The following is a 24,230-nucleotide window of genomic DNA, read 5'->3' as shown; positions in this document are numbered from 1 at the left end:
AACGCGCTGTGCTGTAACCGCTTTTGCTTCCGGTGGTGCCGGTTTGCGACGGCGCCGGGCTCGCCAGCTTCCTATCGTGTGAAGATTGTGCACCGGCTTGGGGCGGCGTGGGGCATGGCGTGGGGATTCTGCGAGGCCGACTTTGCAGTCATGCTGCAAATGCATAAACCTGCTTGACCATTTTGCTGCAAACCGGTAATGTTGCCAGTTCGCAATATCTGTGATTGTCTCAATATCGGCACGCCTATCCGGGGTGTCCATCATTCAGACGCGCAGCTTGAGCCCGAACCACAAGTTCGCGGGGAGAGCACCCGATCAAAATTTTTGCCGAAACTTTGAAAGGTCGACGATGAATATGCCAAGCGCGGAATTCTCCGAGGCGGAAGCTACACGCCACCAAAATACTTCCGAAGACATGATTGGCGCCGAGATTCTCGTGCGCTCGCTTCAGGAAGAAGGGGTCGAACATCTGTGGGGTTATCCCGGCGGTTCGGTTCTCTACATCTACGACGAACTCTACAAGCAGGACAAGATCCAGCACATCCTGGTGCGCCATGAGCAAGCCGCCGTGCATGCGGCCGACGCTTATTCGCGCTCCACCGACAAGGTCGGCGTGTGTCTCGTGACGTCCGGCCCCGGCGTGACCAATGCGGTCACCGGGATTGCCACGGCGTACATGGATTCGATCCCGCTCGTCATCATCACCGGGCAGGTGCCCACGGCCGCCATCGGCCAGGACGCCTTCCAGGAATGCGACACGGTCGGTATTACCCGCCCGTGCGTCAAGCACAACTTCCTCGTGAAGGATGTGCGCGACCTCGCCGCAACCATCAAGAAAGCCTTCTATATCGCCAAGACGGGCCGTCCGGGTCCGGTGCTGGTTGATATTCCGAAGGACGTGTCCAAGGCGCGCTGCCGCTTCGACTATCCGAAGTCGGTGTCGCTGCGCTCGTACAATCCGGTCACGAAGGGGCACTCGGGCCAGATCCGCAAGGCGATGAGCCTGCTGCTCTCGGCCAAGCGTCCCTATATCTATACGGGCGGCGGCATCATTCTGGCCGACGCGTCGAAGGAACTGAACCAGTTCTGCGACCTGCTCGGCTATCCGGTGACCAACACGCTCATGGGCCTGGGCGGGTATCGTGCGAGCGATCCCAAGTTCCTCGGCATGCTGGGCATGCACGGCACCTACGAAGCGAACATGGCCATGCAGCACTGCGACGTGCTCATCGCCATCGGCGCGCGCTTCGACGACCGTGTGATCGGCAATCCGGAACACTTCTGCGAACGTGCGCGCAAGATCATTCACGTCGATATCGACCCGTCGTCGATTTCCAAGCGTGTGAAGGTCGATATCCCGATCGTCGGCGACGTGAAGGAAGTGCTGCGCGAGATGATCGAAAACCTGCAAACCGCGGAGCAGGGCCCGGACACCGGGGCGCTGGCCGACTGGTGGAAGCAGATCGAGGAATGGCGCTCGCGCGATTGCCTCGCGTTCGATCGCCAGAGCGAAATCATCAAGCCGCAACATGTGGTCGAGACGTACTGGAAGCTCACCGACGGCGAAGCCTTCGTGTGCTCGGACGTCGGCCAGCACCAGATGTGGGCGGCGCAGTATTACCGCTTCAACAAGCCGCGCCGCTGGATCAACTCGGGCGGCCTGGGCACGATGGGCTTCGGCCTGCCGGCGGCCATGGGCGTGAAGATGGCGCACCCGGATGCCGAAGTCGCCTGTATCACCGGCGAAGGCTCGATCCAGATGTGCATCCAGGAACTCTCGACGTGCCTGCAATACCGCACGCCGATCAAGATCCTGTCGCTCAACAACCGCTATCTGGGCATGGTTCGCCAGTGGCAGCAGATCGAATACAGCAAGCGCTACTCCAGTTCGTACATGGACGCGCTGCCCGACTTCGTGAAGCTTGCCGAGGCGTACGGTCATGTGGGCATTCGCATCGAGAAGTCGTCGGACGTCGAGCCCGCACTGCGCGAGGCGTTGCGCCTGAAGGATCGTACGGTATTCATGGATTTCCAAACGGATCCCACCGAAAACGTCTGGCCGATGGTCCAGGCGGGCAAGGGCATCAGCGAGATGCTGCTCGGTTCGGAAGATCTGTAAGCCGAGGCGCGCGCCGACAGTCGCCGCCGGTCAGGCCGGCGCGGGCGCGACGTCCCCACACTAGGACAATCCGGGATACACCATGAGGCATATTATTTCTGTTTTGCTCGAGAACGAGCCGGGCGCGCTGTCGCGTGTGGTCGGCCTGTTTTCGGCGCGTGGCTACAATATCGAGACCCTCACCGTCGCGCCGACCGAAGATCGGTCGCTCTCGCGCATGACGGTGGTCACGACGGGCTCCGACGACGTGATCGAACAGATCACCAAGCACCTGAACCGGCTCATCGAGGTGGTGAAGGTGGTCGATCTGACCGAAGGGGCGCATATCGAACGTGAGCTGATGCTCATCAAGGTGCGCGCCGTGGGCAAGGAGCGAGAAGAGATGAAGCGGATGTCGGATATTTTCCGCGGCCGCATCATTGACGTTACTGAAAAGACCTATACGATCGAACTGACCGGGAATTCGTCGAAACTCGACGCCTTCATCGACGGGCTCGATCGTACGGCGATTCTCGAGACGGTTCGTACCGGTGGCTCGGGCATCGGGCGCGGTGAGCGCATCCTGAAAGTCTGATCGGTAGCGGCAACGCGGTAAGCGGATTTCGATCCATTCTGATTTGAGTAATTTTTTGGCATTACGGGACAATTCCAAATGAAAGTTTTCTACGACAAAGACGCCGACCTCTCCCTCATCAAGGGCAAGCAAGTGACGATCATCGGCTATGGCTCGCAAGGCCATGCCCACGCCCAGAACCTGAAGGACAGCGGTGTGAACGTGACGGTCGGTCTGCGCAAGAATGGCGCTTCGTGGAACAAGGCGGTCGGCGCCGGCCTGAACACCAAGGAAGTGGCGGAAGCCGTGAAGTCGGCCGACATCGTCATGATGCTGCTGCCGGACGAGCAGATCGGCGACGTGTACAAGAACGAAGTGCATGGCAACATCAAGGAAGGCGCCGCCCTGGCCTTCGCGCACGGCTTCAACGTGCATTACGGCTGCGTGATTCCGCGTGCTGACCTCGACGTCATCATGATCGCCCCGAAGGCCCCGGGCCACACGGTGCGCTCGACGTACTCGCAAGGCGGCGGCGTGCCCCACCTGATCGCCGTGGCACAGGACAAGTCGGGCGCCGCGCGCGACATCGCCCTGTCGTACGCTGCCGCAAACGGCGGCGGCCGTGCCGGCATCATCGAAACGAACTTCCGCGAAGAAACGGAAACCGACCTGTTCGGCGAGCAAGCCGTGCTGTGCGGCGGTACCGTCGAGCTGATCAAGGCCGGTTTCGAAACGCTGGTCGAAGCCGGTTATGCGCCGGAAATGGCCTACTTCGAGTGCCTGCACGAACTCAAGCTGATCGTCGACCTGATCTATGAAGGCGGCATCGCCAACATGAACTACTCGATCTCGAACAACGCCGAGTACGGTGAGTACGTCACCGGCCCGCGCGTCGTGACCGAAGAGACGAAGAAGGCGATGAAGCAGTGCCTGACCGATATCCAGACCGGCGAGTACGCCAAGTCGTTCATCCTGGAAAACAAGGCGGGTGCCCCGACCCTGATCTCGCGTCGTCGCATCACGGCCGAGCACCAAATCGAGCAAGTGGGCGGCAAGCTGCGGGCAATGATGCCGTGGATCGCCAAGAACAAGCTCGTCGACCAGTCGAAGAACTAAGTACGACGCGCCGCAAGATGCGTACGCCCGGCAGCGTGTGGGCGTCCACTGGCGGCGCACGGCAGGCGGCTTGGGCGCGTCAAGCGCATCGCGCGTTTGAGCGCCGGAACCGCCGCGCCTGGCCGTCCGTTTTGCTGTAGCTGTCGCTATGGCAAGGCGGACGGCTTTTTTCGTTTCCTCTCCCCCCCGCATCGACCGTGAACTGACATCGTGGCACCTCGATGTGGCCGGCTTTGCGGTGGCGACGCCGATCGGTCGATTGGGGAAAAAGTGTCGCCGCGCCGCGCGCATTGCTACAATGCCGCCACGTCACGGTTTGGCCCAACGCAGGCCGACCCGCTCACTCAACCGTTTTACCAAGGACGCGAGTTCAATCGCATGAATTATCCTCACCCGATCATTGCCCGCGAGGGCTGGCCCTTCCTGGGTATCGCCGTCGCCGTGGCGCTCGTCGTGCACTTCATGGCCGGCGTGCTGTGGGCCGCGCCGTTCTGGGTGATCGCCCTGTTTGTCCTGCAGTTCTTCCGGGATCCGCCGCGACAGGTGCCGCAGCAGGCCGGCGCCGTACTTTCGCCCGCCGACGGACGCATCGTGGCCATCGAAACCACGCAAGATCCGTACGCTGGTCGTGAAGCGTTGAAGATCAGCGTGTTCATGAACGTTTTCAACGTGCACTCGAATCGTGCCCCGGTTGACGGCACGGTGACCAAGGTGGAATATTTCCCGGGACGTTTCTTCAACGCCGATCTCGACAAGGCATCGCTCGAAAACGAGCGCAATGCGCTGGTGATCGACGTGGGGGGGCAGATCGTCACGAGCGTGCAGGTCGCAGGACTCATCGCGCGCCGGATTTTGTGCTACGTGAAGGTGGGCGATACGCTTTCGCGCGGTCAGCGTTACGGTTTCATTCGTTTCGGTTCACGGGTCGACGTGTACCTGCCGCTGGGCTCGCGTCCGCGCGTGACCATCGGCGAGAAGGTGTCGGCCACCTCGACGATCCTCGCCGAGCTGTAAGCCACTCGAGCCCACGGACCACGGCCGTGTGCGGCGGCGCGACTTCCTGTCGTGCGTCACCGTGTCGCGGCCTGCAACTGCTTTCGCTTCTTGCGTTCCAATCGCGGTGATCCGATGCGGGATCGCCCGCTGTCATAGCATCGTCAAGGAGGTCCGCATGCCGGAAAACCATCGCGGCCGCTTGCGCAATAATGTCAGGCATCTTTCGGCGTTCAGCCGTCACAACCATTCATCCGCAGAGCCATTGATGAACGAAGACCACGACCACGGTGTGGAGGACGATCTGCCGGTGCGCCCGCGCAATCGCGGCATCTACCTGTTGCCGAACGCCTTTACGACCGCCGCGCTGTTCTGCGGCTTCTTCGCGATCGTGCAGGCCATGAACGATCGTTTCGAGCAGGCCGCCATCGCGATCTTCTTCGCCATGGTGCTCGATGGCATGGACGGGCGTGTGGCGCGTATGACCAACACGCAGAGCGCGTTCGGCGAGCAATACGATTCGCTCTCGGACATGACCTCGTTCGGCGTAGCGCCGGCGTTGGTGATGTACGAATGGATTCTCCATGAGATCGGCAAGTGGGGCTGGCTCGCCGCGTTCGTCTACGTGGCCTGCGCGGCTTTGCGGCTGGCGCGCTTCAATACGAACATCGGCGTGGTCGACAAGCGCTTCTTCCAGGGCTTGGCGAGTCCGGCGGCCGCGGCGCTTATTGCCGGTTTCGTGTGGATTACGATCGACAACAAATTACCGGTCAACGTTTTCTGGATGCCCTGGGTGGCGTTCGGGCTGACGATTTACGCGGGGATGTCGATGGTATCGAATGCGCCGTTCTATAGCGGCAAGGCGCTCGATGTGCGCCAGCGGGTGTCGTTCGGCGTGGTGCTGCTCTTCATGGTCGGCTTCATTCTCGTGTCGTCCGACCCGCCGCTGGTGCTCTTCGGCATGTTCTGCCTGTACAGCGTTTCCGGCTATGTGCTCTGGGCCTTCCGCTTTCTAAAGGGGCGCCGGCAGCGCATTTTCGGCGACGTCGACGAATAACGGTGGCAAAACAAGGGGCGTCTCGGTGCGCCCCTTGTCACATTCGCCTGTCAGGCTTGCCGGGCGATCGTTTGCGGTGCGATGTTGTAGTCTTGCGAATGCAGGCCGGAAGTTTCCCCTGGCCCGGGCAGGTCGTGGCAACGCTGAGCCGACCCGGTGCCGTTTCCATGGTTCGACGTGACGAAGGAGCAAGCATGGGCATTCTGGACTTTGTGAAAGAAGCCGGCGAGGCATTGTTGGGCGGCCAGGCGCAAGCCGCAGAGGCGCCCGCGCCGGGGCCTGACGCGGACGAAGCCAACCGCAACGCGGCCGACGCCATCGAGGCGTACATCAAGACGCAGAACCTCGACGCGACCGGCCTGACCGTCACGTTCGACGGCGCATCGCGCACGGTGACGGTGTTCGGCGTGGCCCCGGATCAAGCGACCAAGGAAAAGATCCTGCTGTGCTGCGGCAACGTGAAGGGTGTCGAGAAGGTAGACGACCGGATGTCGGTGTCGACGGCGTCGGCCGAGGCGACGTTTCACACCGTGGAGAAGGGCGATACCTTGTCGGCGATCTCGAAGAAGGTCTATGGTGACGCCAACCGATACAACGCCATTTTCGAGGCCAACAAGCCGATGCTCTCCAGCCCGGACCGAATCTATCCGGGACAGGTGCTGCGCATTCCAGTGGCCTGATCGTCGTTTGTCTCGTGATATCCAGCCCGGCGCCGTGCCGGGCTGTTCATGGGGGGGAGCAGGCAGGATCGCGGGCTCGCGGGCGCCTGTCTGCATGCGGCTTGCGGCCCGCGCCGCGCGTTGCGAAATCACCCGATTGCGACTATATTGGCGCTCATGATTTCAGGCGCCACCCCGGCTTCGGACCTTCCTCTCGCACCGCCAACGCTATGCCATTCCCCCGTTCGCGGGCCGGCCATGCCTGCGCGCGTCGCGCGCTGATTTCCTCCCGGTAGTTGCCCGCCCGTCCGACGATCCGTCCGCCCGTGTTGCCTGCTGCGTGAGCACAGTGTCGTGGGCGGCCAGGCGTCCTTCGGCTTGCGACTGCGCCGCCCCCGGACATCTAGAACGAACTGAACCCTACAAGATCCCCACTGGAGAAAGTCATGGCCGACAAGCTGATCATTTTCGATACGACCTTGCGCGACGGTGAACAGTCGCCCGGCGCGTCGATGACGCGCGATGAGAAGATTCGCATCGCCCGTCAGCTGGAGCGTCTGCGCGTGGACGTGATCGAAGCCGGCTTCGCCGCCAGCTCGAACGGCGACTTCGAGGCCATCCGGGCCATTGCCGGCATCATCAAGGACAGTACCGTCTGCTCGCTTGCGCGTGCCAACGATCGCGATATCGCCCGCGCCGCCGAGGCCCTCAAGGGCGCGAACTCGTCGCGTATCCATACGTTCATCGCCACGTCGCCGCTGCACATGGAGAAGAAGCTGCGCATGAGCCCGGATCAGGTGCTCGAGCAGGCGAAACTCGCCGTGCGATATGCGCGTCAGTTCACCGACAATATCGAATTCTCACCGGAAGACGGCAGCCGCTCCGAGCTGGATTTCCTTTGCCGCGTGCTGGAAGCCGTCATCAACGAAGGCGCGACGACCATCAACGTGGCCGATACCGTGGGTTACGGCGTGCCGGAACTTTACGGCCAGCTCGTACGCACGCTGCGCGAGCGTGTGCCGAATTCGGACAAGGCGGTCTGGTCGGTGCACTGCCACAACGATCTGGGCATGGCCGTCGCGAACTCGCTGGCGGGGGTGCAGTTGGGGGGCGCGCGTCAGATCGAATGCACGATCAACGGTCTGGGCGAGCGCGCGGGCAATACGGCACTCGAAGAAGTCGTGATGGCGATCAAGACCCGCAAGGATTACTTCGGTCTGGAGCTCGGCATCGATACGACGCAAATTGTGCCGGCCTCGAAGCTCGTCTCGCAGATCACCGGCTTCAGCGTTCAGCCGAACAAGGCGGTGGTGGGCGCCAACGCGTTTGCGCACGCCTCGGGCATCCACCAGGACGGCGTGCTCAAGGCGCGCGACACCTACGAGATCATGCGGGCGGAAGATGTGGGCTGGACCGCCAACAAGATCGTGCTCGGCAAGCTCTCGGGCCGCAACGCCTTCAAGCAGCGCCTTCAGGAGCTGGGCATCGAGATGGCGTCGGAGCAGGACGTGAATGCCGCGTTCGCTCGCTTCAAGGAACTGGCTGACCAGAAGGCTGAAATCTTCGACGAGGACATTCTGGCGATCGTCTCGAATGAAGCGCAGGCCGACAGCAGCGAGCATTTCCATCTCGTGTCGATGGCGCAACATTCCGAGACGGGCGAGCGCCCGAGCGCCCGCGTGGTCTTCACCGCGCAGGGTAAGGAACTCATGGGAGACGCCGAGGGTAACGGCCCGGTCGACGCCGTGCTCAATGCCATCGAATCGCAGGTGCAAAGCGGCGCCGAGCAACTGCTGTATTCGGTGAACGCGATCACGACGGGTACGCAATCGCAGGGTGAGGTGACGGTGCGACTGTCGAAGGGCGGGCGCATCGTGAATGGCGTGGGCACAGATCCCGATATCGTCGCGGCGTCTGCCAAGGCGTATCTGTCGGCGCTCAACAAGCTGTATTCGAAGGCCGAGAAGCTCAACCCGCAACTGACGCCGTAAGCGAGGGCGCACTGGCGCCGTTGACGACCGATCCATGGCACGACACGCCCGCCTCCGGACATCCGGCAAGCGGGCGTTTTGCTGTTGGTGGGGCTCGAAATGCGATCAGAACAGGTCGTGATCGAACTTCTCGTGTAGCGGATCGGGGCTGATCTGGGTCGTCTTGACGATGCCGTCCGCATCGAAATAGAAGTTCATCATCGAGTACCAGACGTCGTCCTGCTTGAAGCGATAAGTCCAGACTTCGCGCTTCATGAGGGGGAAGTACGACGTTTCGACCGGTTCGCCGAAGTGATGCAGCACGTCGGTTTTCGTCCACTTGTCGATCTCGACCTTGTTGAACTCCGGCATCGAGAGCACTTGCGCGGTACCCAGCAGGCGGCCTTGAGCGTCGAAATCGGCGGCGATCGTCTCTTCGCCGAACGGCTTGGTCGGATAGAGCCAGCGCGTCACGCCGGGGGTGAGCGGATAGACTTCCCTGGGTTTGCCCAGCCTTGCTTGCACCTCGGCCTGCGAGGCGTTGGGGGAAATGGTTTGCCACGGGGGCGTGTAGCAGGCGCTCAGCGATAGCGCGAGTGCACCGCCCAGGAGCCAGCGCAGTGCCGCGGCGGGGCGTGAAGCGCCGGGCAAGGCGGCGGCGGTGTTCGGGGGGGCGATGCCCGCGCGCGCCCGAGTCGAATCAGTCATGAATGGCCTCGCGTCAGAGGAAGACGGCCGCAGAGCGGCATGTCGATAGCATACCGCCGTGTCGCGCGTTCCGGGGTGGGGCGGCTTGCCGGGGGCGGGTGGGGGCGTTATGATTCGCGCCGACACAGTCTCAGAGGCCTCGATGAAAGTTCATGACTTGCTGGCGCGCTTGAGCGCGGTGTTGTGCGCCGCTGGCTTGCTGGCCGCGACCAGCCTTGCCCACGCGGCACCGCCGATCCGGCTGGCGCTCATCGAGGGGATGAGCGGTCCCTTCGGCAATGCGGGCGCCATGGTCGAGCGCAATTTGCGGTTCGCGATCGAACGCGTGAATGCGCGCGGTGGGGTGAAGTTGCGCGACGGCGCCCATCCGTTCGAGTTGACGGTGTTCGACAGCAAGGGCGGCGTCGAAGACAGCCTGGTGCAACTCAAGGCTGCCGGCGATTTGGGCATCCCATTCGTCTTCCAAGGCAACAGTTCGGCCGTTGCGTCGGCGTTGATCGATGCCATCAACAAACGCAATGCGCGCGATCCCGGGCAGCGCATGCTGTTCTTCAATTACTCGGCCGTCGACACGGCGCTCACCAACGAGCAGTGCAGTTTCTGGCATTTCGCCTTCGACGCCAATGCCGCCATGCGCATGCAGGCGTTGACCGAGGCCATCAAACAAGATCCGAGCATCCAGAAGGTCTACCTGCTCAACCAGGACTACAGCTTTGGCCGGCAGGTCGCCGGGCTCGCCCGACAGATGATTGGCGCCAAGCGCCCGGACGTGCAGATCGTGGGTGAGCAGTTCAGCCCGGTGGGGCGCGTGAAGGACTTCACGCCCTATCTTGCGCGCATTCGCGCGGCAGGTGCCGATACGGTGGTGACGGGGAGTTGGGGCAACGACCTGACCTTGCTCGTCAAGGCCGCACGCGAACAGGGGATGGAGCTCAAGTTCTACACGTTCTATGGCAACGCCCTCGGCGCGCCGGCAGCACTGGGCGAGGCCGGGGTTGGCCGCGTGTATGCCGTGGCCGAATGGCACCCGAACGTGGGCGGCGAGGCGTCGGATGCGTTCTACAAGGCGTTCCGTGCGCGTTATCCGGAGGCGCGCGACGACTATGCGCTGCTGCGCATGAGCGTGATGATCGACATGATCGCCGCGGCGCTCGAGCAGGCCGGCACCACCGATGTGACGACCGTGGCGCGGGCGCTGCAGAACCGCCGGATTCGCGAGGCGCCGGTCGACGCATGGATGCGTCCGAACGACCACCAGCTGATCGAGCCGTTGTACGTGTCGGTCATGCGCCGCGCGGGCGAGCCGGGGGTGAAGTTCGACAACGAGGGCTCGGGCTTTGGGTTCAAGACAGTGCTCGAGCTGCCCGCCAATAAGGTGGCATTGCCCAGTACTTGCCGGATGGCCCGCCAGCGGTGAATGGCCGGGAAGGGCAGAAGGGCTGGCGTGACGGGAAAAATAATTGGTCGAAATTTTCCGGATAATCCGTTGAAATTGTCCGGATTATTTGGTGGAGCGCCCGGTTTTCAGCGCTCAAGCCGTTCGCTCGGCCCCGTCTGAGGCGGCGTGGCGAGGAAAAGTATGGCATCCGGGAGGCAACTCCCGTATAATCGCGCACTTGCAGTTTTGTTTATGTGCGGCAATGCCGCGCATGTTTTTGTAAGTTCACGGCACGGCCATTCTTCCGTGACCGCGTGTATCCAAAGGAAAGCAAATGACTACCGCAATGACCAAGAAGTCGGACGTCGTGGCGCAATTCGCCCGTGCCGCTAACGATACCGGCTCCCCCGAAGTGCAAGTTGCGCTGCTCACCACGCGCATCAACGAACTGACGCCGCACTTCAAGGCGCACATGAAGGATCACCACAGCCGCCGCGGTCTGCTGCGCATGGTGAGCCGTCGCCGCAAGCTGCTCGATTACCTCAAGGGCAAGGACGCAGATCGTTACCGCGCCCTGATCGAGAAGCTGGGCCTGCGTAAGTAAGCGATTGCGATTACGACGAGATGCCTGTATCAGCGTGCTGATGCAGGCATTTTGTTTTTGGGCGCTCCCTGACGGATGTCCTGAGGATGTCCGGCCGGTCGCGTACCTCACCGTTGGGCTGGGTTCTCCCCGGTTCCAGCAGTTCCTGTAGTTCCCACTTTATGGGGCCTCGTCGATAAGCAGGGCTTGTGTCATTCCAGCGTCGCCCGAGCGATGCCAATGCCTACGCGCCAAGGTGCCGGGCAACGCTGGAATGGCATAACACTCCCCCCTGCGAGGCGTCGGGATCACCCCGGCAGCGATATCGCGCCGCTGCTGCATTCGCGCGATTCGATATAGGAGTGCAAATGTTCAATAAAGTCGTCAAGTCTTTCCAATGGGGACAAAACACGGTTCGCATGGAGACGGGTGAGATTGCTCGCCAGGCATCCGGTGCCGTGCTCGTCGACATGGACGATACGGTCGTGCTGGCCACGGTCGTGGGTGCGAAGAGCGCCAAGTCGGGGCAGGATTTCTTCCCGCTGACCGTCGACTATCTGGAAAAGACTTACGCCGCCGGCAAGATCCCGGGTGGCTTCTTCAAGCGTGAAGGCCGTCCGTCGGAAAACGAAACGCTGACGTCGCGCCTGATCGACCGCCCGATCCGCCCGCTCTTCCCGGAAGGCTTCTACAACGAAGTCCAGGTGGTTGTGCAGGTCGTTTCGCTGAACCCGGAAGTGCCGGCGGATATCCCGGCCCTGATCGGCGCATCGGCAGCGCTGTCGATCTCCGGTCTGCCGTTCAACGGCCCGGTAGGCGCTGCGCGCGTGGCCTACGTCGACGGTCAGTACGTGCTGAATCCGTCGCGTGAGCAGATCGCCCAGTCGAAGCTCGACCTCGTCGTTGCCGGTACGGAGCAAGCCGTGCTGATGGTCGAATCGGAAGCGAAAGAGCTGCCGGAAGACGTGATGCTGGGCGCCGTGGTGTTCGGTCACGATCAAATGCAAACGGCGATCAACGCCATTCACGATCTGGTGCGCGACGCAGGCAAGGCCGAGTGGGATTGGGCCCCGGCCGCGAAGAATGAAGCGCTGATCGCACAGGTGTCGGCACTGGCGGACGCCTCGCTGCGCGCCGCTTACCAGACGCGCGAAAAGCAAGCGCGTACGCAACAACTGCGCGCCGTGACCAGCGACGTGATCGCCAAGCTGGGCGAAGCGGCGAGCGCCAAGGGCGAAGCCGCGCCGGACAGTATCGAAGTGGGCAACATCCTGTTCGATCTGGAAGCCAAGATCGTGCGTAGCCAGATTCTGGCTGGCGAGCCGCGTATCGACGGCCGCGACACGCGCACCGTGCGCCCGATCTCGATCCGCACCGGCGTGCTGCCGCGTGCCCACGGTTCGGCGCTGTTCACGCGTGGCGAAACGCAGGCCCTCGTGGTGGCCACGCTCGGCACCAAGAGCGACGAGCAGATCATCGACGCGCTGCAAGGCGAGTACCGCGATCGCTTCATGCTGCACTACAACTTCCCGCCGTTCTCGACGGGTGAAACGGGTCGCGTGGGTTCGCCCAAGCGCCGCGAAATCGGTCACGGCCGTCTGGCCAAGCGCGCTTTGGTGGCGTGCCTGCCGGGCGCCGACGATTTCGGTTACACCGTGCGTGTGGTGTCGGAAATCACCGAATCGAACGGTTCGTCGTCGATGGCGTCGGTGTGCGGTGGCAGCCTCGCCATGCTGGACGCCGGTGTGCCGCTGACGGCGCCGGTCGCCGGTATCGCGATGGGCCTGATCCTCGAAGGCAACAAGTTTGCCGTGCTGACCGATATTCTCGGCGACGAAGATCACCTGGGCGACATGGACTTCAAGGTGGCGGGTACGTCGAACGGCGTCACCGCACTGCAGATGGACATCAAGATCCAGGGCATCACGAAGGAAATCATGCAGGTCGCCCTGGCGCAAGCCAAGGAAGGCCGTCTGCATATTCTCGACAAGATGGCGCAAGCGCAGTCGGGCGTGCGTACGGAACTGTCGGAATTCGCGCCGCGCATGGTCACCATCAAGATCAACCCGGAAAAGATCCGTGACGTGATCGGCAAGGGCGGTTCGGTGATCCGCGCACTGACGGAAGAAACCGGCACGAGCATCGATATCTCGGACGACGGCGTGGTGACGATTGCCAGCCCGAGCGCCGAAGGCATTGCGGAAGCGAAGCGCCGCATCGAGCTGATCACCGTGGAAGTCGAAGTGGGCCAGGTGTACGACGGTACCGTGCTGAAGCTGCTCGAGTTCGGCGCGATCGTGTCGGTGCTGCCGGGTAAGGATGGTCTGCTGCACATCTCCGAAATCGCCAACGAGCGTATCAAGGACATCAACGAGTACCTCAAGGAAGGCCAGGCGGTGCGCGTGAAGGTGATCCAGCAGGACGACAAGGGTCGTCTGCGTCTGTCGCACAAGGCGCTGACGGACGAAGAAAAGCAGGGTAGCCCGGCGCTGGTCAAGCGCGAAGGCGACGCTCAGTAATTCCGATGTCGGTATGAGGCTTGGCGGCGCGCGTTGGTGCGTCGCTGTGCCAAAGAAAACGGCGACGCTTGCGCGTCGCCGTTTTTTTATCCATCGCACGGATCGGCAAAATAATGCGGAAAAAATGCGAGAAGGGTATTTACAGAAAATGGGTTTGTCTTTAGAATCTCACTTCTCTGTTCGGGGGGTATAGCTCAGCTGGGAGAGCGCTTGCATGGCATGCAAGAGGTCAGCGGTTCGATCCCGCTTACCTCCACCACGGATTCCGAAGCTTGATTTTCAGGCGCATCGAACAAGCAAGATTCTTGCGAAAACGATGCAAATCACTTGAAAATAAAGCTTCACAATCGAAGAAATGTTGTTTAGAATAGCGTTCTTCGCGAAATGCAGTAAAGCGAAACAGACAAGATTGTGACGATTTTGTCCCCTTCGTCTAGAGGCCTAGGACATCACCCTTTCACGGTGAGTACAGGGGTTCGAATCCCCTAGGGGACGCCAGAATTGGTGCCGGTAGCGAGTCGGTATCAGTTTAAAATGCCACGCAGTTGGTGGCGTAAAGCCCGCTGGAAGTTTGGCGGGTTTTTTTGTCGGTTTTGGAGCGGTAGTTCAGTTGGTTAGAATACCGGCCTGTCACGCCGGGGGTCGCGGGTTCGAGCCCCGTCCGCTCCGCCAAAACCTACGCAGTTCGGCAATCTGCGCGTAACAACGCTGCAGTGTCGAATCGCTGGCAGGAAAGCAAAGTGAATCACATCACGATGCTGCAGCAAGTTTGGAGCGGTAGTTCAGTTGGTTAGAATACCGGCCTGTCACGCCGGGGGTCGCGGGTTCGAGCCCCGTCCGCTCCGCCAAACGAAGAAAGCCCAGGCTAATGCCTGGGCTTTTTTTTGTCGTTCGACGTTCATGATTTCGAGTCCTGCAACGGGGCTTTCGGGGCGTTTCGATACTATTTTCTCCCGATGGCTGTCGCCCTGAAAGTGTGTGCGGATTTTTCGCGCAATTTCTTGAAGATGTGCAAATAGTGCGCATCGATGATGGGCGTTGATCGCGCGCGGTAAGCTGTCGGGCCGTGGTGATGTTCCGAGTCGGCCCGAGGCGTGTGCGTTCAGCCTTTGACGCGTACGATCCAGCGCAGATAGAGCAGCAAGCCGACGGCGGCGACCGCCAGGCTCGCGCTGTTGGCGAACCAGAATCCTGCGGCGCCATGCAGCCACGCCGGGGACAGCCCGCCGACGTCGAAGCCCAACACATAACCGCCCCCCAGTCCGACACCCCAGAGCGACACGGCATAGATGACGGTCGGGATCACCGCAACCTTCCATGCGCGCAACACGAAGACGGCACTCACCTGCAAGGCATCGAATACGTGATAGCCGGCGACGATGGCGAGTAATGGCGTCGCGACCGCCGCGACCAGCGGATCCGACGTATAAGCTGCCAGAACCCACGGCCGGCAGAGTCCCATGACGCTCGCCAGCAACACGCCCAGCAGGCCAGCAAACTCGACGCCGCGGCGCCCGACCCGGCGCGCCAAGCGAAAGTCGCGCTTGCCGATGGCCTGTGCGGTGAGCGTCGCCGTCGCAATCGCAATCGACATCGGCAGCATATACATAAGCGCGCCGAGGTTCGCGGCAATCTGGTGACCGGCGAGCGTCACGTCGCCCAGGCGAGCAATGAAGATGGCCATGAACGAGAACGCCGTCACTTCGATCAGGTAGCTCAGTCCCATGGGTATGCCGAGCTTGAGCAGCGCACGAATCGCCGGCCAGTGCGGCCAGCAGAATCGGGAAAAGGTGGCGAAGGCACGCAACTTCGCGTGACGTGCCATCAGTGTGAGTCCGAGCGCACATGAGACCCAGTTGATGGCGGTCGTGGCAATGGCGCAGCCGGTGCTGCCGAGCGCTGGAATACCCAGCCGTTCGATGCCGTAAATCAGTGCCAGATTCAGCGGGACTTTCAAGGTCAGTCCCGTGACCTGAATGGCCATGACGATGCGGGGCTGCGCCACGGCGGTGGACAGCGAGGAGTACACACGAAAGAGCAGCGCGGCGGGCAGGCCGAACGCGAGCATCTGGAGATAGGCGCTCGCGCGCGCTTCGAGTTCGGGGGATGCTTCGGAGAGTCGCAGAATGAACTGCGGATGCGATAGCAGCAGGACACCCGGCACGGCGAGAAACCCGGCGAGCCAGAACGCCTGCCGCACTTCCTCGCCGATGCTTTCGCGCTCTCCTGCCCCGAAGCGTTGCGCGGCGATCGGGGAGAGCGCCACGAGCACGCCCATCAGGCCGACATACACCGTGATGTAGATCGACCCACCGAGTGCGAGCGATGCGAGATCGAACGCCGAGGCGCGACCGACCATTGCCGTGTCCATCACCCCGAAGGCGATGACGGCCAACTGGCCGATGAGCACCGGCCAGGCCAGTTCGGCAATGCGTTTGATGTCGTGCCACATGGCGTTGCGTGAGCGTCGCTAGGGATGGGGGATGGGGTTAGCGCGGACGCGCCCCGCGCCGCCCCGGACGCTCCTGCAATACATAAAGGCGGAAGCGCTCGTCGCGGTCGGCCGCGCGGCGGCCTTCCCAGAGCTGGCGCCATTCGTAGGGCGCCAGCGACAACGGTTCGCTGTAGTCCTGCGAGTCTTGACGCAGCAGCACGTCGCAATCGTCGTTGGCCGTGCCGAAGCGCATCTTGCCGAAGTAGGCGAACGACGCGAGCTGCGCGTCGCCGACGCGAGCCGTGCGAATGCACGTGTAATCGGCGGGGAGATGGGCGGCGATCTGTGCGGCCACGTCGCGATAGGTTCTGCCGTAGTTCACGACGGGCAGCCACAGCGTCATGAGCAATACCCACATGAGGGTTGTGCCGCCAGACGACAGCACCACGCTGCGCCACAGGACTTTCGGGCTGCGCGACACGCGCCACGCCACCAGTGCGACCCAGGCGCCGGTCACGATCAGGGCGCTGATCAGCGTGACCCAGCTGAACTCGGGGGCGAAGCCCGGGACCAGGCGTCGCAGATTGCGCGCCGTGGAGGCCGGAAAACCGGTGATGCCGGCGAGCCAGACGATCCAGACGAAGCCTGCCAGCACGGTGAACGACAGCACGGCGAACCAATCGATGGCGTTGACCGTGCCGCGCTTGAGCGTGGGCAGGCCGAAGGCGGCGATGATCGACAGCGCGGGCAGCGCCAGCATGAAGAGCTGATTGCCCTGATGCGCCTGCAGCACGATCAGCACAAGAATCACGACGGCAAAGGCAAGCGCAATCGCGATGTGGGGCGCGCGTCGCATGCCGCGCCACGAGTAAAGCGACCACGCGGCAAGCGGCCATGCGGGCCAGGCAAACAGCGCCAGGTTCTTGGCGATGTAGCTCAGCGAGGCGAGCGTCGGGCCGCTGAAGGTGTCCATGCCGATATCCGTCCACTCGCCGAGCCATTGGCGTGCGCCGCTGGCAAACTTGAGCGCCGCTAGCGGCCACGTGCAGGCAATGAGCAGCGTCACCGGCGTGGAGATCAGCAGTAGCATGCGCAAGGGCAGGGCGCGGCAGACAATGGCAGCGGCAATGCCTGCGAACCAGAGCGAGAGCGTCATCAGCGGCGAGGACGCGAGCGCCATGCCGCCCAGGGCGAGGCCGAACCAGACGGCGCCCTGACGCGGCTTGTCGAGGCTGCGCACGAGGCCGTAAATCGCCATCGAGATAAGCGTGAGCTGTCCGACGGCGGCCGTTGTCTCGTGTCCACGCTCGGCCAGCCCGAAGCAGGCCAGCAGAATCAACAGGGCGCCGTCCGCGAGCGTGCGTCCATAGTCGCGCGGTTCTGGCTCGCCACCAAAGGCGTATTTGAACGGTTGCACTTCGGGGCGGCGACCGAGCAGATAGGTGCCGTACCAGATGAACGTGCAGGTCGCGTAGAAGCACAGCCCGGTGACAATGCGCGCGGCGTCGGGGGCGTCGAGCCACGAGAAGGCGCGTATGGCGAGCGCACCGAGCCACGAGACGAGCGGGCCGGTGTCGTAAATGGGTTTGCCCGCGATGTTCGGCAGCAGCCAGTCGGACAAGTGACCGTGTGCCATCGTCCACATGACGCCGAAACCTGCGGCGTCTTCGTTTTTCCACGGATCGCGACCGAACAACCCCGCCAGCACATAGATGACACAAATGGCGATCAACAGCGAACGCGGTAGCGCGCTGGTGGCGGAGGCGGTGATGCGAACTCGTTTCATAGGCCGGACGACAGGATCGGCACGGCGGCCGGATCGGGGAGACTCAGAGGGCGAGCCGGAACGGGCTCGAAGGTGAAACTCGGGGTGCTGCTCAGGGTAAAACCAAGGGAAAACTCGGGCAAATCGGAAAAGCCGACAGTATGACAGTAAGCCGTGCGGTGGCGCAGACCAGACCCAAGAAAAAAGGGCAGCCTGAGCTGCCCCTTTCCAATGCTTTCCACAACGCCGGGGTGTTGCCCCAAGGTGCTGGCCCGCCAGTCTCTGCCGGACCCCGCAGCGCGTTGTGTGGCGCGTCGCCGATAAAACTTAGGCGATCTTGCCGCCGGCGCGGTTGCCGAACTTCTGGCGGAACTTGTCGACGCGGCCAGCCGTGTCCATGATGCGCTGTTCGCCGGTGTAGAAGTTGTGCGAAGCCGACGACGTTTCGATCTTCACGAGCGGGTAGCTCTTGCCATCCTTCTCGGCCGTTTCCTTGGTGTGGATCGTCGAGCGGGTGATGAATTCGAAGTCGACGCCGGGCGTCATGTCGCGGAACAGGACTTCGCGGTATTCGGGGTGAATGCCTTCTTTCATGATGTACCTTGGGTTAAGTCGGTAGCCAGTCTGCGCGGGAGGAGGTTCGCCCGAGGTTTGTTACCCCGGGAGGCACCCCGTTGGCCCGCTAACGCCATCGTCGTCATGCGACGGGAGGGACGTCAACCACTTTCCGGGTGAGTAAAACGCGCATTATGCCATGAAAACAATGACTTTCGCAAAGTTTTCACGGGTCGCCGGCGGGCGTGGATGCCGCTGTGCCGGGCGCGGCGTCGCCAGTGCCGGCGCTCACCGCCGGATCTTGCAGGAAATAGCGCGAGAACAGCGCGTACAAGGCGGGATAGGCGTCGCGAAAGGCCTCCGGGGCCACAAAGAACGCCTCGGCGCAGACGGCGAAGAACTCCGATTCGTGTTCGGTGGCGTAGGGGTCGAGCAGCGACGACGAGGCAAACGCTTCCCAGTGGGCATCGGGAACGTTGGACACATCGTGGCAGAACGCCTCGTACGCGGGATCGAAGACATCGCACCAGGCTTCGGGCGTGAGGTCGCCATGCACGCGCCGCAGCATCGGCGGCACGCCGTCGGCTTCGCCGCCTTCCATGTCGATCTTGTGGACGAACTCGTGAATTACCACGTTGTACGCCAGGACATCGCTCGCTTGCACATCCTGCCATGACAGAACGACAGGCCCGCCTTCCCACGCCTCGCCGCTCGCCTCCTGAGCGATGTCGTGCACGACGCCGGCTTCGTCCTGCACGGTTTTGCGAATCAGGAACTCGCCGGGATACAGCACGATGCCCGTCCAACCGCGATACAGCGCGCTCGGCAAATTGAGAATCGGCAGGCAGGCTTGCGCGGCCACCGAGACACACATCGCTTCGGTCAACGGCAGGTCGTGCGCCGTCGAAAAGTGTTTGCGGCCCAGGAAATCGGTCGCGAGGGCGCGCAGCTTGTCGAGGTCGGCCGCGCTGCGGCGTGTCAGGAATGGCAGGGCGCCGACGACTTCGCGCCAGACGGCATCGTCGATCGTGGGGCGTGTGTGGGCGCGTCGGAGGCGGGCGAGCAGGGTTCGGAGCATGAGGAGCGAAGTCGGATGATTTGACGCAGTCGCGGTGAATCTCAGGGGAGGGCCTTTGAGCACCGATGGCGTACCGATGCCAATTTAACTGCTTTTGCGCCGCCGCAACGAGCGTGCCACACAGCGCGGCGGCGGTGCTCAGTCGGGCAGCACCTTGCCCGGATTCATTAGCCCGAGCGGGTCGAAGGCCGTCTTCAGCGTGCGCATCAGTGCGAGTTCGACCGGCGACTTGTAATGCGCCGAGGCGTCGCGTTTGAGTTGCCCGAGGCCGTGCTCCGCGCTGATGGTGCCGTGATGGGCATGCACGCTGTCATGCACGGCGGCGGTGACCGCCGTCTGATGCCGATGAAGGAATTGGGCGGGATCGACGCCTTCGGGCGCCATCACGTTGTAGTGCAGATTCCCGTCGCCCAAATGGCCGAAGGTGACCATGCGGGCACCGGGCGCCACGCGCTGCACGATCGGGTCGGTGGCTTTGAGAAACGCGGGCACCCGGGATACCGGCACCGCGATGTCGTGCTTGATGTTGAGCCCCGTGGCCGACTGCGCCAGCGGAATGCTCTCGCGCAAGTGCCATAGCGCATTCGATTGCGCCAGGCTGTTCGCGACAATGGCGTCGTGCACGATACCCTGATCGACGGCCGCGTTCAGCAAGCGCTCCAGCAGATCGCGCGCATGCGCTTCACTCTCGTTGTCCGAGAGTTCAAGCAGCACGGTCTGGGCATGAGGTTGCGCGAACGGATAACGCTGCTGCGGGAAGATTTGCGCTACGAGTTGGAGGCAGAAGTGGGACATCAACTCGAAGCCCGTGAGCAGCGGACCTGCCATGCGTTGCGCCAGATTCAGAAGGGCCAGGGCGTGCGCGGGGCTTTCCAGAGCGGCGAGCGCCGTCATGCGCGCCACGGGTTGTGCGAAGAGCTTGAGTGTTGCCGCGGTAATCAGCCCGAGCGTGCCTTCCGCGCCGATGAAAAGATCGCGAAGATCGTAGCCGGTGTTGTCCTTGCGCAGCCCGCGCAAGCCCTCCCACAGTTCGCCTTGCGGCGTGACCACCTCGAGGCCGAGGCACAGTTCGCGCGTATTGCCGTATCGCAACACGGCGGTGCCGCCGGCATTCGTCGCGAGATTGCCACCGATCGTGCAACTGCCCTCGGCGGCCAGGCTCAGCGGGAAGAGGCGCTCCGCGCTGGCGGCCGCCGCCTGCACGTTCGCGAGCAGGCAGCCGGCCTCGGCAGTCAGGGTCATGTTCTCGGCATCCACCTGTCGGATGCGATCGAGACGGCGCAAGCTGATGAGCACCTGACGCCCGCTCGTGTCGGGTGTCGCGCCGCCGGCGAGGCCCGTGTTGCCGCCTTGCGGCACCATCGGCACGCCGTGCCGGACACAAAGGCGCACGAGGGCGGCGACCTGTGCGGCGTCGGCGGGGCGAAGCACGGCGAGGGCGCGTCCGGTATAGCGTTTGCGTTGATCGGTGAGGTAGGCGTCCGTGTCGGCGGCCTCGAGCAGAACGTGGTCACGGCCCAGCAGGTCACGGCACGCGGTGAGGAAGGAGGAGTCGTTCATGTCAGGGGGCGTCACACGATTTGCGCGATCCAAGGTTGGGTAACGCTGAGTCTCGAGGGCAGGCGCTAACGCGCGGCTGCGGCACGGGCTTTCGCGGCTCGCTTGAAGGGCCGCAGATAAAAGATCGTCGAGAAGAAGAAGACGACGGACAGCGCCGTCTCGATCCACGCGAGCGAGGCCGATGCCCCCGTGTCCGTCATGCCGCGCACGACGCCTTCGGCAAGAAACAGCAGGATGAACATGCTGGACCACTGCAGCGTATACAGGTTGCCGCGCAGCACGCCGCGCAGCGGCAGCAGCAACAGCAACGCCTTGAGGACCAGCCACGAGCCACCGGGACGCAGCGGCGCGAGCCATAACTCCCAGGCGAGCGACAGTGCAATCAACGCCAGCAGGCTCGTCACACTGATCAGGCGCAGCCCGCGAGCCCCGCCGGAGGCGGCGGGCATCGGCGGTGGCGTGCGTGGGGGCTGCGCGGGCGCACGCCGGGCATCGGTGTTTTGGGGCATGTCGGGCGGTGTAGCAGTCATGGGCTTGTCGTGATGGCCGGCGTTACTGCGGGAGCGCCCATCGCCACGCGCCGGGGGTGGCGTGTGGCGCGGCGCAAACCCTCATTCTGCCAGCTTGCGCGCGGCGCGGGCGAGTCGTGCGCCGAGCGCCGACGCCAACTGACGTTCGTCGGCCGAGAGCGGATTGCCGTCATGCGCGAAATGGGTGGCGCCGTAGGGCGAGCCGCCGGTGCGTGTGCTGGAGAGCGCGGGTTCGGAGTAGGGCAGCCCCATCAGCAACATGCCATGGTGCAGCAACGGGATCATCATCGACAGCAGCGTGCTTTCCTGGCCGCCATGCAGGCTGGCGCTCGACGTGAACACGCAGCCCGGTTTCCCGGCCAGGGCGCCCGAGAGCCACTGCGGCGTGGTGCCGTCGAGAAAGTATTTCAGCGCGGACGCCATGTTGCCGAAGCGGGTCGGCGACCCAAGCGCGAGTCCCGCGCATTCTTCCAGATCGCGCAATTCGACGTAGGGCGGGCCGCTGTCGGGAATGTCCGGTGCGCTCGCTTCACATACCGTGGAAACGGCGGGGACGGTGCGCACGCGCGCTTGCGCGCCGGGCACGCTGTCGATGCCGGCTGCGATGCATTGGGCGAGTTGTGCCGTGGTGCCGTGGCGGCTGTAGTACAGGACGAGGATTTCAGTCATGAAGTCGAATCGGCGGGTCGGTGGTGGCGGGCAGATCGATGTCGGGGCGTCGACTCGAGGTAGCGAGATCAAGCGGTCTGGCTGCGCGTTGTGTCGTTGCAGGTCGCCCCGGTTGTCGGGAACGCCTGCGTCAGACGTAATGCGGAAAACCTGCCCGAGCCTTGGGCCTTGGGTGAAAGCCGGGTGGAGAAGGAACAGAAAAGGAACGGAAAAGTGCGGGTATTATAGGGTGTTCCTATTGGCGTAACGGCTTAACCGCTTAACCGCGAGGCCCCGTAACGGATCGCGTGGGATGAACGGTTGCCAGCCGCGCCAGCCCTTCCCCTTAGGAGCCCGATTTGCTCAGACTGCCCCGCATCAACTGGAACAACGTTCGCCAACTGCTGAGATACGCGCTTGCGCGGGCGCAGGACGACCGGATTCCGCAAGTGGCGGCGAGCCTGACGTTTACCTCGATCCTGTCGATCGTGCCGCTGTTCGCGGTGACATTCGCGCTGTTCACCGCCTTTCCGATTTTCAATACGTTTCGCGACGCCTTGCAGGGCTTCCTGATCGAGCACCTGATGCCCGAGAGCGTCAATGCCCAGATTTTCAATTACCTGAACCAATTCGCATCGAAGGCGAAAGGCCTGACGGCGTTCGGTTTGATCGGCTTGCTGGTGACGGCCGTGCTCACGTTAATGACGATCGAGTCGGCGTTCAACGTGATCTGGCGTGTGCGACGTCCGCGACCGATCGCACAGCGTCTGCTGATTTATTGGAGTCTGCTCACGCTTGGGCCGCTGTTGATCGGAGTGAGTCTGTCGATCAGTTCGTACGTCTTCACGCAATCGATGTCGCTGGTGAGCACGCTGCCGCCCGTTGTCACCTCGTTGCTCAGCCTGATTCCGCCGGCGCTGACCAGCGTGGTGTTCATGCTGATGTATCTCTACATGCCGAATTGCAAGGTGGACTGGCGCGACGCGCTGGTTGGCGGTGTCGTGGCGGCGCTGGCGTTCGACCTGACCAAGCGGGGCTTCGGCATGTACATCCGGCAGTTTCCGACCTACACGGCCGTGTATGGCGCATTCGCGGCGGTGCCGATCTTCTTGCTCTGGATCTACCTGTCGTGGCTGGTGGCGCTGATCGGCGCGACGATCACGTCGGTCCTGCCCGCGCTGCGCCTCGGGCATTTCCAATACCCCCGCTTTCCGGGGAGCGATCTGCTGGACGGCCTGACGCTGATCCACTTGCTCAATCTGGACCGCGAAGCCGGCGGTAGCGGTCGCACGATGGCGCAACTGGCGGGTACGATGCGCACGAGCCTCGATCATGCCGGTGACCTGCTCGCTCGGCTTGAGCGCATGGGATGGGTCGGACGGTTGACGATGCAGCCACCGGTGGAGCGTTGGCTGCTGCTCGCGAACCCGCGTACGACGACCCTGGCGCCACTGGTCGCGCAGCTGGCCCTCAACGTCGACGAGCTGGCGCGTCAAATGGAGCGTCACGCGCTCGATGGCGCGCATGTTGCCGACATTCTGCGCGAAGGAAAATGGGACGTGCCCCTGGCCGACGCGCTACCGCGCGATGTCACTCCGGACGACGGCGGTGGCGACGCGTCGTGTCTTGACGTGGATCACAAGGGTCACGAGCCCGAAGCAGGCGCTAGAGCTTGATACGGCCGAGACAGATATCCCGAAACATGACCCAGTCGCCCATCAGGCTGTAGATCGGATGGCGGAAGGTGGCGGGCCGGTTCTTCTCGAAAAAGAAATGGCCGACCCACGCGAACGCGTAACCACAGACGACTGCCGCGAGCAGCCACCACGGGTTGCCTGTCAGGGCAAGCGCTGCCAGAAAGGCGATCACGCCCCATGAGCCGACGAAATGCAGACGGCGGCAGACGGCGTTGCGGTGCTCACCGAGATAGAAGGGGTAGAAGTCCGCAAACCGGTGAAACGCCGGCGACTCATCGTGCCCAGGTGTCATGGCAAACCTCCTGCAT

20 protein-coding genes and 4 tRNA genes are annotated in these 24,230 nt (G+C 63.0%); 15 read left to right on the top strand and 9 right to left on the bottom strand.

Annotation, left to right across the window (positions count from 1 at the left end; translation table 11 throughout):
- Positions 1-349 precede the first annotated feature (349 nt).
- The 7 genes from OYT13_RS14455 (at position 350) to OYT13_RS14425 (ending at position 8,488) form a co-directional block, all read left to right on the top strand.
- The gene (locus tag OYT13_RS14455; protein ID WP_268566457.1) at positions 350-2,119 is read left to right on the top strand and encodes an acetolactate synthase 3 catalytic subunit; all 1,770 of its coding nucleotides are present in this window, start codon (positions 350-352) and stop codon (positions 2,117-2,119) included.
- An 82-nt stretch (positions 2,120-2,201) separates the two neighbouring features.
- The gene (ilvN, locus tag OYT13_RS14450) at positions 2,202-2,693 is read left to right on the top strand and encodes an acetolactate synthase small subunit (RefSeq protein ID WP_026131822.1); all 492 of its coding nucleotides are present in this window, start codon (positions 2,202-2,204) and stop codon (positions 2,691-2,693) included.
- Positions 2,694-2,771: 78 nt separating this feature from the next.
- Positions 2,772-3,788, top strand: coding sequence for a ketol-acid reductoisomerase (gene ilvC, locus OYT13_RS14445; RefSeq protein WP_017233287.1), 1,017 nt, complete (start codon positions 2,772-2,774; stop codon positions 3,786-3,788).
- A 378-nt stretch (positions 3,789-4,166) separates the two neighbouring features.
- Positions 4,167-4,802, top strand: coding sequence for a phosphatidylserine decarboxylase (locus tag OYT13_RS14440; protein ID WP_026131823.1), 636 nt, complete (start codon positions 4,167-4,169; stop codon positions 4,800-4,802).
- A 157-nt stretch (positions 4,803-4,959) separates the two neighbouring features.
- Entirely contained in the window at positions 4,960-5,838 is an 879-nt protein-coding gene (pssA, locus tag OYT13_RS14435; protein WP_017233289.1) for a CDP-diacylglycerol--serine O-phosphatidyltransferase, read from the top strand.
- A 194-nt stretch (positions 5,839-6,032) separates the two neighbouring features.
- Positions 6,033-6,518: a peptidoglycan-binding protein LysM gene (gene lysM / locus OYT13_RS14430; protein WP_017233290.1), complete on the top strand. Its 486-nt coding sequence runs from the start codon at positions 6,033-6,035 to the stop codon at positions 6,516-6,518.
- A 425-nt stretch (positions 6,519-6,943) separates the two neighbouring features.
- Complete coding sequence (locus OYT13_RS14425; RefSeq protein WP_017233291.1) at positions 6,944-8,488, top strand: 2-isopropylmalate synthase; 1,545 nt, start codon at positions 6,944-6,946, stop codon at positions 8,486-8,488.
- Between the two features lie 105 nt (positions 8,489-8,593).
- On the opposite strand, the gene OYT13_RS14420 is transcribed toward OYT13_RS14425, so the two are convergent.
- On the bottom strand, positions 8,594-9,175 hold the full coding sequence (locus tag OYT13_RS14420; RefSeq protein WP_261938417.1) for a hypothetical protein: 582 nt from the start codon (positions 9,173-9,175) through the stop codon (positions 8,594-8,596).
- 142 nt (positions 9,176-9,317) lie between these two features.
- On the opposite strand from OYT13_RS14420, the gene OYT13_RS14415 reads away from it, so the two are divergent.
- The 7 genes from OYT13_RS14415 (at position 9,318) to OYT13_RS14385 (ending at position 14,503) form a co-directional block, all read left to right on the top strand.
- A complete protein-coding gene (locus OYT13_RS14415) occupies positions 9,318-10,592 on the top strand; it encodes a branched-chain amino acid ABC transporter substrate-binding protein (RefSeq protein WP_261938418.1) in 1,275 nt (424 codons plus the stop codon).
- 295 nt (positions 10,593-10,887) lie between these two features.
- Positions 10,888-11,157 carry a 30S ribosomal protein S15 gene (rpsO, locus tag OYT13_RS14410; RefSeq protein WP_017233294.1) on the top strand — a complete coding sequence of 90 codons (270 nt, stop codon included), beginning with the start codon at positions 10,888-10,890 and terminating at the stop codon, positions 11,155-11,157.
- 341 nt (positions 11,158-11,498) lie between these two features.
- Positions 11,499-13,655, top strand: a complete 2,157-nt coding sequence (gene pnp / locus OYT13_RS14405) for a polyribonucleotide nucleotidyltransferase (protein WP_026131825.1) — start codon at positions 11,499-11,501, stop codon at positions 13,653-13,655.
- Positions 13,656-13,838: 183 nt separating this feature from the next.
- Positions 13,839-13,914 (top strand) — tRNA-Ala (locus OYT13_RS14400).
- 163 nt (positions 13,915-14,077) lie between these two features.
- Positions 14,078-14,153 (top strand) — tRNA-Glu (locus tag OYT13_RS14395).
- Positions 14,154-14,250: 97 nt separating this feature from the next.
- Positions 14,251-14,327 (top strand) — tRNA-Asp (locus OYT13_RS14390).
- 99 nt (positions 14,328-14,426) lie between these two features.
- Positions 14,427-14,503, top strand: a tRNA-Asp gene (locus tag OYT13_RS14385).
- Positions 14,504-14,757: 254 nt separating this feature from the next.
- On the opposite strand, the gene OYT13_RS14380 is transcribed toward OYT13_RS14385, so the two are convergent.
- From OYT13_RS14380 to wrbA, 7 genes are all read right to left on the bottom strand, one after another.
- Entirely contained in the window at positions 14,758-16,107 is a 1,350-nt protein-coding gene (locus tag OYT13_RS14380; RefSeq protein ID WP_261938419.1) for an MATE family efflux transporter, read from the bottom strand.
- A gap of 37 nt (positions 16,108-16,144) precedes the next feature.
- The gene (locus tag OYT13_RS14375; RefSeq protein WP_017233298.1) at positions 16,145-17,875 is read right to left on the bottom strand and encodes an ArnT family glycosyltransferase; all 1,731 of its coding nucleotides are present in this window, start codon (positions 17,873-17,875) and stop codon (positions 16,145-16,147) included.
- Positions 17,876-18,181: 306 nt separating this feature from the next.
- A complete protein-coding gene (locus tag OYT13_RS14370; protein ID WP_017233299.1) occupies positions 18,182-18,448 on the bottom strand; it encodes a type B 50S ribosomal protein L31 in 267 nt (88 codons plus the stop codon).
- A 187-nt stretch (positions 18,449-18,635) separates the two neighbouring features.
- Complete coding sequence (locus tag OYT13_RS14365; RefSeq protein ID WP_017233300.1) at positions 18,636-19,487, bottom strand: zinc-dependent peptidase; 852 nt, start codon at positions 19,485-19,487, stop codon at positions 18,636-18,638.
- Between the two features lie 138 nt (positions 19,488-19,625).
- Positions 19,626-21,047: an FAD-binding oxidoreductase gene (locus OYT13_RS14360; RefSeq protein ID WP_150564570.1), complete on the bottom strand. Its 1,422-nt coding sequence runs from the start codon at positions 21,045-21,047 to the stop codon at positions 19,626-19,628.
- A gap of 65 nt (positions 21,048-21,112) precedes the next feature.
- Positions 21,113-21,496: a DUF2069 domain-containing protein gene (locus tag OYT13_RS14355; RefSeq protein ID WP_150564575.1), complete on the bottom strand. Its 384-nt coding sequence runs from the start codon at positions 21,494-21,496 to the stop codon at positions 21,113-21,115.
- Positions 21,497-21,658: 162 nt separating this feature from the next.
- Positions 21,659-22,246 (bottom strand): NAD(P)H:quinone oxidoreductase, encoded by a 588-nt coding sequence (gene wrbA, locus OYT13_RS14350; RefSeq protein ID WP_261938420.1) that lies wholly within the window; start codon positions 22,244-22,246, stop codon positions 21,659-21,661.
- Between the two features lie 338 nt (positions 22,247-22,584).
- Between wrbA and OYT13_RS14345 the strand changes: the two genes are divergently transcribed.
- Positions 22,585-23,901 carry a YihY family inner membrane protein gene (locus OYT13_RS14345; RefSeq protein ID WP_017233303.1) on the top strand — a complete coding sequence of 439 codons (1,317 nt, stop codon included), beginning with the start codon at positions 22,585-22,587 and terminating at the stop codon, positions 23,899-23,901.
- On the opposite strand, the gene OYT13_RS14340 is transcribed toward OYT13_RS14345, so the two are convergent.
- Positions 23,891-24,214, bottom strand: a complete 324-nt coding sequence (locus OYT13_RS14340) for a DUF962 domain-containing protein (protein ID WP_017233304.1) — start codon at positions 24,212-24,214, stop codon at positions 23,891-23,893. The genes OYT13_RS14345 and OYT13_RS14340 overlap by 11 nt on opposite strands.
- Positions 24,215-24,230 lie beyond the last annotated feature (16 nt).

This window comes from Pandoraea sp. XJJ-1, assembly GCF_026802345.1.
Lineage (GTDB): Bacteria > Pseudomonadota > Gammaproteobacteria > Burkholderiales > Burkholderiaceae > Pandoraea > Pandoraea cepalis.
The sequence above is the reverse complement of the archived record's forward strand: the minus strand, read 5'-3'. Positions and strand labels throughout refer to the sequence as shown.

Bases quoted from the DNA above. Each gene is read 5' to 3' on its own strand.
- wrbA (WP_261938420.1), bottom strand. From the start codon at position 22,246: ATGACTGAAATCCTCGTCCTGTACTACAGCCGCCACGGCACCACGGCA.
- OYT13_RS14440 (WP_026131823.1), top strand. From the start codon at position 4,167: ATGAATTATCCTCACCCGATCATTGCCCGCGAGGGCTGGCCCTTCCTG.
- lysM (WP_017233290.1), top strand. From the start codon at position 6,033: ATGGGCATTCTGGACTTTGTGAAAGAAGCCGGCGAGGCATTGTTGGGC.
- pssA (WP_017233289.1), top strand. From the start codon at position 4,960: ATGCCGGAAAACCATCGCGGCCGCTTGCGCAATAATGTCAGGCATCTT.
- OYT13_RS14355 (WP_150564575.1), bottom strand. From the start codon at position 21,496: ATGCCCGCCGCCTCCGGCGGGGCTCGCGGGCTGCGCCTGATCAGTGTG.
- OYT13_RS14420 (WP_261938417.1), bottom strand. From the start codon at position 9,175: ATGACTGATTCGACTCGGGCGCGCGCGGGCATCGCCCCCCCGAACACC.
- OYT13_RS14375 (WP_017233298.1), bottom strand. From the start codon at position 17,875: ATGAAACGAGTTCGCATCACCGCCTCCGCCACCAGCGCGCTACCGCGT.
- ilvC (WP_017233287.1), top strand. From the start codon at position 2,772: ATGAAAGTTTTCTACGACAAAGACGCCGACCTCTCCCTCATCAAGGGC.
- OYT13_RS14365 (WP_017233300.1), bottom strand. From the start codon at position 19,487: ATGCTCCGAACCCTGCTCGCCCGCCTCCGACGCGCCCACACACGCCCC.
- OYT13_RS14455 (WP_268566457.1), top strand. From the start codon at position 350: ATGAATATGCCAAGCGCGGAATTCTCCGAGGCGGAAGCTACACGCCAC.
- OYT13_RS14425 (WP_017233291.1), top strand. From the start codon at position 6,944: ATGGCCGACAAGCTGATCATTTTCGATACGACCTTGCGCGACGGTGAA.
- OYT13_RS14360 (WP_150564570.1), bottom strand. From the start codon at position 21,047: ATGAACGACTCCTCCTTCCTCACCGCGTGCCGTGACCTGCTGGGCCGT.
- ilvN (WP_026131822.1), top strand. From the start codon at position 2,202: ATGAGGCATATTATTTCTGTTTTGCTCGAGAACGAGCCGGGCGCGCTG.
- OYT13_RS14415 (WP_261938418.1), top strand. From the start codon at position 9,318: ATGAAAGTTCATGACTTGCTGGCGCGCTTGAGCGCGGTGTTGTGCGCC.
- rpsO (WP_017233294.1), top strand. From the start codon at position 10,888: ATGACTACCGCAATGACCAAGAAGTCGGACGTCGTGGCGCAATTCGCC.
- OYT13_RS14380 (WP_261938419.1), bottom strand. From the start codon at position 16,107: ATGTGGCACGACATCAAACGCATTGCCGAACTGGCCTGGCCGGTGCTC.
- OYT13_RS14340 (WP_017233304.1), bottom strand. From the start codon at position 24,214: ATGACACCTGGGCACGATGAGTCGCCGGCGTTTCACCGGTTTGCGGAC.
- OYT13_RS14370 (WP_017233299.1), bottom strand. From the start codon at position 18,448: ATGAAAGAAGGCATTCACCCCGAATACCGCGAAGTCCTGTTCCGCGAC.